The following is an 8585-nucleotide window of genomic DNA, read 5'->3' as shown; positions in this document are numbered from 1 at the left end:
TTATTCTTTTGGGTCCCTGCTGCTCCCCCCCCCCCCCGCGGGGGGGGGGGGGGGGGCCCCCCCGGGCCCCCCCCCCCCCCCCCCCCCCCCCCCCCCGGGGGGGCGGGCCCCCCCCCCGCCCCGCCGCCCACCCCTCCCCCACCGCAGTACGGACACCCACCGCATTACGGACACCCACCGCAGTACTGACCCCACCGCAGTACTGACACCCCCCACCGCAGCACTGATTGAGGCACCCCATGAGCATCCGCTCCTTCCTCCCGGGCCGCATCGGCTTCGGCACCGCGCCCCTGGGCAACATGTTCCGCGCCATCCCCGACGACGAGGCCGCCGCCACCGTGCGCGCCGCCTGGGACCAGGGCGTCCGTTACTTCGACACCGCCCCGCTGTACGGCGCCGGCCTCGCCGAGCTCCGCCTCGGTGAGGTGCTCGAAGGCAGGCCCCGTGACGAGTACGTACTCTCCACCAAGGTCGGCCGGGTGATCCTGGACGAGGTCGAGGACCCCGCCGAGCGCGCACTCGGGGAGAAGGGCGCCCTGTTCGAGCACGGCCGCCCCAACCGGATCGTCAACGATTACAGCGCCGACGCCACCCTGCGCTCCATCGAGGACAGCCTCGAGCGCCTGCGCACGGACCGTCTCGACATCGTCTGGGTCCACGACATCGCCCAGGACTTCTACGGCGACGACTGGGTGGGTGTCTACGAGAGCGCCCGCACGGGTGCCTTCCGCGCCCTGACCAGGCTCCGCGAGGAGGGTGTCATCAAGGCGTGGGGCGTCGGCGTCAACAAGACCGAGCCGCTGGAGATGACGCTCGCCCTGGACGAACCGCGGCCCGACGCGTTCCTGCTGGCCGGCCGCTACACGCTGCTCGACCACGCGCACGCCCTCCAGCGACTGCTCCCCGCCGCGGCCGAGCAGGACGTGGACATCGTGGTCGGCGGCCCCTACAGCTCCGGCATCCTCGCGGGCGGCAGCCACTTCGAGTACGCGGAGGCTCCCGCGGAGATCGTCGAGAAGGTCGGCCGCATCAAGGCGCTGGCCGACACGCACGGCATCGGCATCAAGTCCGCCGCCCTGCAGTTCGTACTGGCGCACCCCGCGGTGGCCGCGGTGATCCCCGGCGCGACCCGGCCCGGCCGGATCGCCGAGGACCTGGGCGCGCTCGCGCAGGACGTCCCGTACGCCTTCTGGAAGTCCCTGCGCGAAGAGAAGATCATCGCCCCCGACGCACCGGTGCCGACGGCCTGACGCCGGCGGCCGTCACGAGCCGCCGGTGTCGCGCACCAGCGTGAGCAGCCGGTCGACGAAGACCTGCTGGCCGGTCACGAGCCGCTCGTGGGCCTGCTCCGGCGTGCACCAGGCGAACCGGTCCATCTCCGGGAACTCCTGCTGCACGCCGGAGCCACGCGGCCACTCCATGAAGAAGGTGCCCGGCACCGCGGTCGCCGGGTCGAGGTCCGCCTCCAGGGCCCAGGCGACAACCCTCTTGCCGTTGCTCTGCCGCGTCTCACCGAGCGGCAGCCAGGCACCTTCCGGCACGGGCAGCCCGAGCTCCTCCGTGAACTCCCGGCGGGCGGCCGCCGCGGGCTCCTCGTCCGGCGTGTACTCGCCCTTGGGCACCGACCAGGCCGCTGTCTCCCGCCGTGCCCAGAGCGGGCCGCCCATGTGCCCGATCAGTACTTCCACGTCCGGCTCCCCGCCCTCGGCCCCGGGGGCCGTCACCCGGAAGAGCAGAAGTCCGGCGCTGCGCCTGTCTGTCGACATGTCCTCAAGTCTGGGGTGCCGGCGCACCGTGCGCCAGTACCTGACCGCGCCGCTCGGTTCGACGAGGCGGCGGCCGGGGCCCCGGGGGCGTGTCGGTGCACGGTCCCGCCGTGCCCCCGGGGCGGGACCGTGCTACGTCTGGAGTAGTACCGCGCCGCTCGCGTGCCGTCTGCCGTCGAGAGTGGAGAGGGTCGCCGTGCCTCACCCGCACGTCGGCCCTGCCTCACCCGCTTCCTCCGACCGACCCGCGACCGATCCTCTGGAGAAACCATGGCCTCCTGTCTGCACAGCCGCCGCGACCTCGGACTGCTCGTACTGCGGGTGGGGACCGGCGCGGTGCTGGCCGCGCACGGCACCCAGAAGCTGTTCGGCTGGTTCGGCGGGGGCGGCCTCGAAGCGACCGGCACCGCCATGGAGTCCATGGGGTTCGTGCCGGGCAGGCAGAGTGCCGTTGCCGCGGGGCTCGGCGAGGCGGGCGGCGGCGCGCTGCTCGCCCTCGGTCTCGCCACCCCGGCCGCCGGCGCAGCGGCCGCGGGAGCCATGGCGGGGGCGGTCGCCGTGCACGCGCCCGCCGGCTTCTTCGCCCAGTCGGGCGGGTACGAGTACCCCGCGTTCCTCGGCTTCGCCGCCGCGGCGATCGGCCTCACCGGAGCCGGGCGGTACTCCCTCGACCATGCCACCGGCCACCGTTTCGACCAGCCGTGGACGCTCGCCGCCGCCTTCGTCGGCAGCGCGGCCGCCGCGGCCGTGGTGGTCGGCAAGCGGCAGCGGCACAACGCGGTCGGAGGCGCCGACGAGGACGGCGACGGCGACGGCGGTCGCTGATGCTTCGCCGGTAGCGACGGCTTGGCCCCAAGTGCGGCCTTTCGCCCCCTGGTTGACGCTCCCCCGGGTGTGCTTCGATGCGCATGCGCCGCGACTCGCGTGCGTGGCCGGAGTGACACCAGGGGGAAGAGTCGCGCATGGACCGACGAGTGGTGGACCGACGAGGGTTTCTCCGGGGTGCGGCGGCCCTTTCCGCCACCGGGCTGCTGACCTACGCGGGCGCGGCGCCGGCGACCGCCGGTACCCGCCGGGCCCCGGTCGGCGCGGTGCGCACCCGCGGGGCGCAGGACTGGATGGCGGGCCTCGACCCCGCCCGGCCGTTGCGCACCCTGACGGTGCCGGGCACCCACGACTCGGGCGCCCGGTACGGCGGGCTGTGGGTGGAGTGCCAGAACACCACGATCGGGCAGCAACTGGCCTCCGGCATCCGTTTCCTCGACGTACGGTGCCGGGCCTTCGAGGGTTCGTTCACGATCCACCACGGCGCCTTCTACCAGCGGCTCAATTTCGACGACGTCCTCTCGGCCTGCCGGGACTTCCTCGCGGCGCACCCCTCGGAGACGGTGCTGATGCGGGTGAAGCAGGAGTACTCGGAGGTCTCCGACACGGAGTTCGGCGCGCTGTTCACGGACTACCTCGACCGCAGGGGGTGGCGCTCGCTGTTCCTCGTCGCGGACTCGCTGCCCACCCTCGGGCAGGCGCGCGGCAGGGTCGTGCTGCTCGCCGACAACGGCGGGCTGCCGGGCGGGGTGCGCTGGGGCGACACGTCGGTCTTCGACATCCAGGACGACTACCAGGCGGAGCCGTTCGCCAAGTACCCGCAGATCGAGGCGCAGTTCAGAGAAGCCGTCGAGCGGCCGGGAAAGCAGTACATCAACTTCGTGTCCACCGCGGCCGGGCTGCCGCCCCGGTGGAACTCCGACCGGCTGAACCCGAAGGTGCACGCCCTGGTGGACAGTTCAGGGGCAAGCGGCTGGCGGGGCCTGGGCATCGTGCCTCTGGACTTCCCCAACACCCGCGCGGGCCTCGTGGATTCACTGGTCCGGCACAACTGACCCGCCCGGCGCTCTGACTTGACCGGAACAACTGACCGGTCCGGCACCACTGGCTTTTCCGGCAGAACTGAGAGGAGGCCCGGCCGTCGGCCGGGCCTCCCGCTCGTACTCACTCACTGTCGGCGAGCAGCTTGTACAGCGCCTTGCGGGTGTCGGTGAGGATCTGGGCCGCCTTGGCCTTCTCCTCGTCGGTTCCCACCTCGGCCACCTGACGTGCCGCCGTGGCGATCTGGTCGATGCCGTCCCGCAGCACCTTGTGCACCGGCGGTACGCCCGCCGTGATGTGCTCCCAGGGGCGGTGGTCCTCGCCCGCCGCGGCGCGCGCCTCGCGTCCCGCGTCGGTGAGGGTCAAAAGCCGCTTGCCGGTGGAGTCGTCGGCGGTGACCAGGCCCTCGTCCTGCAGCAGCTGCAGTGCGGGGTAGAGGGAGCCGGGGCTGGGGCGCCATACGCCACCGGTCCTGGCCTCCAGCTCCTGGATCATCTCGTAACCGTGCATCGGCCGCTCGGCCAGCAGCGCCAGCGCCGCCGCCCGGACGTCACCGCGCCGGGCACGACCGCGTCCGCCGCCGCGCGGGCCGCCGCCCATTCGCGGGCCTCCGCCCATTCCGTGCGGGCCGCCGCCCATGCCGTGCGGGCCGCCCATGCCGTGGGGGCCCCTGCCCCGCCGCTCGCCGGGACGACCGGGGCCTTCCGGGAACCCTGCGCCGGGCCCGAACCCGCCACGGTCTCCCGGGCCTCCCTCGTAGCGGTCGCGCCGCTCGAAGCGGTGGTGTCCCTCGGGACCGAACTCGTGGTTGCTTCGCATGCTGTTCATGATCGAACTCCTTCGATGTGGTGCGGACAATTGCCGGCGTCTCTCACCGACAGTCGTAACGATATATCGGAAGCCATCTAGATGCAACAAGATGGGACGACCGCACCATGTCGAAGGAGCTCCGGGCGCCGAAACCCGGCGGAAAGACTCAGCCCCCGAAGCTCCAGGAGACCGAGTTGCTCAGGTCGACGACGGTGACCAGCACCACGAGATCGGCGACGCCGAGCCCCAGACCGAGCCATGCCCGGAACCGGCGGGTGGTGCCACGGCGCAGGGCGAGGGTGGCGAGGACCAGGGCGGCCGGGCCGAGCAGGATGTTCATGGCGAGCAGGCCGACGAGGCCGAGCACGAACGAGGCGACGGCCATACCGTCCGCATCCCGCAGGCCGACACGACGAACCCTCCGGTCGGCAGGGACGGTGGGCTTGGTGGAGGTGGCGGGGACAGTGAGCTGCATGGCGAAGTCCTTTCACGAGGGCACGAAATCGGAGACCCGGGGTGCGAATCCCGTTGACCCGGGGTGCGAAACCCGTTGGTGCGGGGTGAGGATCCCGTTGACCCGGGGTGCGAAACCCGGTGGCCGGGCCTCAGCGGTGCCGGCGTTCCCGAACAGCGAAGACCAGCAGCCAGGCCGCGATCAGAGCAGCGGCGACCAGGGTGACGGGCAGCGGCGCATGGGCGACCGGGCCCAGCACGACACCCAGGAGCAGGAGTACGGCGACCAGTGCGATCACGGTCTCAACACCTCGCGGAGGAGTAGGAGTTGGTGTGTTGGGTGAACAGTTGTAGTTACAGTTGTCCACTGAAACACACGTCCATGCTTCCCTTCTTCGGAGAACGACTGTTTACTGGATGACATGAGTCACACCGCAGGCCGCACCACCCACAGCAGCATTCCCGGCACCGGCACCGGCACCGGCACCGGCACCGGCACCGGCACCGTCGGAGTCCGCGAGAGCCAGAAGCTCAGGACGCGTCAGGCCCTCATGGACGCGGCCCTCGGCCTGCTGGAACATCAGAGCCTGAGCAGCCTCGGCCTGCGTGAGGTGACCCGGGCGGTCGGCGTCGCCCCGACCGCGTTCTACCGGCACTTCAAGGACACGGCCGAACTGGGCGTCGCCCTCGTGGAGGAGTCCCTGGGCGCTCTGCACGGCGCGATCCGCGCGAGCCTGTCCGCACCCGACGCGGATGACAGCGAGGCCCGTATCGACCTCACCGTCGGACTGATCGCGGACCTCGTCGCGTCGGCCCCCGCCCATGTGCGCTTCGTCGCGCGCGAGCGGCACGGCGGGGTGCGGCCGGTGCGCGAGGCGATAGCGGCCCAACTGCGGCTGTTCGCAGCCGAGGTGGCCGACGCGCTCGGCGCACTGCCGGACTCCGCGGGCTGGTCGCGCGAGGATCTGGTGATGCTGGCCGGGGTGTACGTCGACCACATGGTGATGACCGCGTCGGCGTTCCTCGACGCGGACCCCGGCGACGTGGCGAAGACCGCCGAACTGGCCCGCCGCCAGCTGCGTCTGGTCAGCCTGGGCCGCCGCCACTGGCTCGACGGGACGTAGGACCGCACACGTGGGCCCCGGCCTCCTCGCCCGTCGCGCGCGATGAGGCCGGGGCCCTGGGTCTTCTACGGTTACGGCGCGCTACGGCGTACGCATTCGGCCACCGTGCGGCGCAGGCTGCCGGTGCGGTTGAGCAGGGCGCGCTGGACCTCCGCGCCGGTGCCGGTGGCCAGCAATTCGGTCAGGCCGCGCCTGGCCTCCTTCGCGTCACCGTGGTCCTCAAGCGCCGGACCCACGTGTGCGAAGAGTGCTTCCAGGACGTCGGCGGCGGGTTCGGGGCGCAGGGTCTCGGGGTGGACCAGGCGGTCGGTCAGCCCCGAGCGGGCGGCGCGCCAGGACGCGAGCCGAAGCGCCCCGACCCCGTGCGACGCGGGCGGTTCGCCCTCGCGGTAGGCGCGCGCCGCCGTCTCGACGAGACCGCGCGCCAGCGTCGCGAGCAGGACGGTCGTCGAGGCGTCCAGGCAGACGTCGGCGACACGGATCTCGACGGTCGGGTAGTTGTGGGACAGGCGGGCGTCGAAGTACACCATGCCCTTGTCCTTGAGTACGCCCGTCTCCAGCAGCTCGTCCACCTGCTGGTGGTACCCCTTGGCCGAGCCGAACAGCTCCACCGGGCCGGCCGACGGCCAACGTCCCCAGACCCGGTTGCGGTAGCTGCTGTAACCGGTGTCGGAGCCCTGCCAGAAGGGCGAGTTGCTGCTCATCGCCGTCAGGACGGGCAGCCACGGCCTGATCCGGTCGAGCACCTGCACGCCTTCCTCGTCCGACTCGACGGAGACGTGCACGTGGCAGCCGCAGGTCAGCTGCTCCTGTACCGGCATGCCGAACTGCTTCTCGATCCACCGGTGCCGCTCACCGGAGTTGAGCGAGGGGCTGACGGTGAGCGGGGAGGTCGCGAGCGCCACCGCGGCGGCGCCCACCTCCTCGGCACGCCGCCCGGCCTCGGCCCGCCAGCGCCTGATCTCGGCGCCCAGATCACTCATCTCGAACTGCGGGCGGGTGGCGAACTCCAGCTGCTCGCCGTGCAGTTCCTTCTCGAACACATCTTCGCCCTCGCCGTCCTCGGACGGCACGGCGAGCACCGCCGAGGACACCGCCCGTGACTCGCCGGTCTCCGGATCGACGAGGAGAAGCTCCTCCTCCACTCCCACACTGCGCACGAGGCCGCCTTCCCGGTCCGATGTCCCTGCCCCGCGCCCGGCCGGGGCGGAAGCATTCAGCCACGGCCCGCACGACCACGGTGCGGGCACGAGTCTCACCTGTTCCCGGTCCGCGGCCCACCATGCCCCCCGACCGCACGCGCCACACGGACGTGCTCGGCGGATGCGGGGGCCGCCGCGGGCCGAACCCCTGGGCGTACCGTCGGGAGCCTGGCTCTGCCCCCGGCCCCGCCCCGTGGGGAACGTACGCCACACGGGTCGCTTCCGTCACCGGGGAACCGGGTAAGTATGCGGACGGCAGTCCGGACCGCCCCCGGACTGCCCACTTACCGCCCGGATAGCCCGTACCGCCCCCGGACTACCCGTACCGCCCCGGACCGCACGGGCCCACCCGAAACGGAGCACGGACGTGACACTTCCCCCTGGCCCGACCCTGGACGACGTACGCGACGCCGCCGCGCAGCTCAAGGGTGTCGCGCACCGCACCCCCGTCCTGCGCTCGCGCACCCTGGACGAGCTCGTCGGCGCCGAGGTCCACCTCAAGTGCGAGAACTTCCAGCGCATCGGCGCGTTCAAGTTCCGCGGCGCGTACAACGCCGCATCCCGCCTGACGCAGGAGCAGCTCGCCAAGGGCGTCGCCGCCTACTCCTCGGGCAACCACGCCCAGGCCGTCGCCCTGGCCGCGCGGGAGCTGGGCACCACCGCGGTGATCCTCATGCCCGAGGACGCCCCTCGCTCCAAGGTCGCGGCCACCCTCGGATACGGCGCGGAAGTCGTCACCTACGACCGGTACACCGGCGACCGTGACGCCCTCGGCGCGGCCATGGCCGCAGAGCGCGGCCTGACGCTCATCCCGCCGTACGAACACCCGCACGTCATCGCCGGGCAGGGCACCGCCGCCCTGGAACTGGTCGAGGAGGCCGGTGAACTCGGCGCACTGGTCGCCCCGGTGGGCGGCGGCGGTCTCATCGCGGGCAGCGCCACCGCGGTCAAGGGCCTGTCCCCGGCGACCAGGGTGATCGGCGTGGAGCCGGAGGCCGGGGACGACACCAGGCGTTCCCTGGCCGCGGGCGAACGGGTCACGGTCCCCGTGCCGCGCACCATCGCCGACGGCCAGGCCGCGGAGACCCCCGGCGAACTGACCTTCTCCGTCAACCGGCGGCTCGTCGACGAGATCGCCCTGGTCACCGACGACCAGATCCGCGACGCCATGCGGCTGGCCTTCGAACGGCTGAAGATCGTCGTGGAGCCCAGCGGCGCCACCGGACTGGCGGCGCTGCTCGCCGGCCGGATCGACCGGCTCCCCTCCCGGGTGGGCGTCATCATCTCGGGCGGCAACATCGACACCCGACGCTTCACCGAGCTGTGCGGGTGAGTCGCGGCGGACCCGGTCCCCGTGTCGGGAC

General features: G+C 72.5%; 10 protein-coding genes. 5 read left to right on the top strand and 5 right to left on the bottom strand.

Annotation, left to right across the window (positions count from 1 at the left end; all coding sequences use genetic code 11):
* Positions 1-239: 239 nt before the first annotated feature.
* A complete protein-coding gene (locus ACIQM4_RS20215; protein WP_401593156.1) occupies positions 240-1250 on the top strand; it encodes an aldo/keto reductase in 1011 nt (336 codons plus the stop codon).
* Between the two features lie 12 nt (positions 1251-1262).
* On the opposite strand, the gene ACIQM4_RS20210 is transcribed toward ACIQM4_RS20215, so the two are convergent.
* Positions 1263-1766 (bottom strand): NUDIX domain-containing protein, encoded by a 504-nt coding sequence (locus ACIQM4_RS20210; RefSeq protein ID WP_401593154.1) that lies wholly within the window; start codon positions 1764-1766, stop codon positions 1263-1265.
* 270 nt (positions 1767-2036) lie between these two features.
* Between ACIQM4_RS20210 and ACIQM4_RS20205 the strand changes: the two genes are divergently transcribed.
* Positions 2037-2591, top strand: a complete 555-nt coding sequence (locus ACIQM4_RS20205; RefSeq protein WP_401593152.1) for a DoxX family protein — start codon at positions 2037-2039, stop codon at positions 2589-2591.
* Between the two features lie 137 nt (positions 2592-2728).
* Complete coding sequence (locus ACIQM4_RS20200; RefSeq protein ID WP_401593150.1) at positions 2729-3646, top strand: phosphatidylinositol-specific phospholipase C; 918 nt, start codon at positions 2729-2731, stop codon at positions 3644-3646.
* 109 nt (positions 3647-3755) lie between these two features.
* Here the strand turns inward: ACIQM4_RS20200 and ACIQM4_RS20195 are convergent, their stop codons facing one another.
* The 3 genes from ACIQM4_RS20195 to ACIQM4_RS20185 all read right to left on the bottom strand — a co-directional run bounded on the left by ACIQM4_RS20195 (position 3756) and on the right by ACIQM4_RS20185 (position 5194).
* Entirely contained in the window at positions 3756-4460 is a 705-nt protein-coding gene (locus ACIQM4_RS20195) for a PadR family transcriptional regulator (RefSeq protein WP_401593148.1), read from the bottom strand.
* 148 nt (positions 4461-4608) lie between these two features.
* Positions 4609-4917: a DUF4190 domain-containing protein gene (locus ACIQM4_RS20190; RefSeq protein ID WP_401593146.1), complete on the bottom strand. Its 309-nt coding sequence runs from the start codon at positions 4915-4917 to the stop codon at positions 4609-4611.
* A gap of 130 nt (positions 4918-5047) precedes the next feature.
* Complete coding sequence (locus ACIQM4_RS20185; protein ID WP_401593144.1) at positions 5048-5194, bottom strand: hypothetical protein; 147 nt, start codon at positions 5192-5194, stop codon at positions 5048-5050.
* Positions 5195-5446: 252 nt separating this feature from the next.
* Between ACIQM4_RS20185 and ACIQM4_RS20180 the strand changes: the two genes are divergently transcribed.
* Complete coding sequence (locus ACIQM4_RS20180; RefSeq protein WP_401593217.1) at positions 5447-6019, top strand: TetR family transcriptional regulator; 573 nt, start codon at positions 5447-5449, stop codon at positions 6017-6019.
* Positions 6020-6090: 71 nt separating this feature from the next.
* On the opposite strand, the gene ACIQM4_RS20175 is transcribed toward ACIQM4_RS20180, so the two are convergent.
* Positions 6091-7179: a glutamate--cysteine ligase gene (locus ACIQM4_RS20175; RefSeq protein ID WP_401593142.1), complete on the bottom strand. Its 1089-nt coding sequence runs from the start codon at positions 7177-7179 to the stop codon at positions 6091-6093.
* Positions 7180-7588: 409 nt separating this feature from the next.
* On the opposite strand from ACIQM4_RS20175, the gene ACIQM4_RS20170 reads away from it, so the two are divergent.
* Entirely contained in the window at positions 7589-8554 is a 966-nt protein-coding gene (locus ACIQM4_RS20170; RefSeq protein WP_401593140.1) for a threo-3-hydroxy-L-aspartate ammonia-lyase, read from the top strand.
* The last annotated feature ends 31 nt before the right edge of the window (positions 8555-8585 follow it).

The organism is Streptomyces sp. NPDC091272 (genome assembly GCF_044757485.1).
In the GTDB taxonomy this organism is placed as follows: Bacteria; Actinomycetota; Actinomycetes; order Streptomycetales; family Streptomycetaceae; genus Streptomyces.
Note: the sequence above shows the minus strand (reverse complement) of the source record. Positions and strands in the feature narration are given on the sequence as shown.

Bases quoted from the DNA above. Each gene is read 5' to 3' on its own strand.
- ACIQM4_RS20215 (WP_401593156.1), top strand. From the start codon at position 240: ATGAGCATCCGCTCCTTCCTCCCGGGCCGCATCGGCTTCGGCACCGCG.
- ACIQM4_RS20210 (WP_401593154.1), bottom strand. From the start codon at position 1,766: ATGTCGACAGACAGGCGCAGCGCCGGACTTCTGCTCTTCCGGGTGACG.
- ACIQM4_RS20205 (WP_401593152.1), top strand. From the start codon at position 2,037: ATGGCCTCCTGTCTGCACAGCCGCCGCGACCTCGGACTGCTCGTACTG.
- ACIQM4_RS20200 (WP_401593150.1), top strand. From the start codon at position 2,729: ATGGACCGACGAGTGGTGGACCGACGAGGGTTTCTCCGGGGTGCGGCG.
- ACIQM4_RS20195 (WP_401593148.1), bottom strand. From the start codon at position 4,460: ATGAACAGCATGCGAAGCAACCACGAGTTCGGTCCCGAGGGACACCAC.
- ACIQM4_RS20190 (WP_401593146.1), bottom strand. From the start codon at position 4,917: ATGCAGCTCACTGTCCCCGCCACCTCCACCAAGCCCACCGTCCCTGCC.
- ACIQM4_RS20180 (WP_401593217.1), top strand. From the start codon at position 5,447: ATGGACGCGGCCCTCGGCCTGCTGGAACATCAGAGCCTGAGCAGCCTC.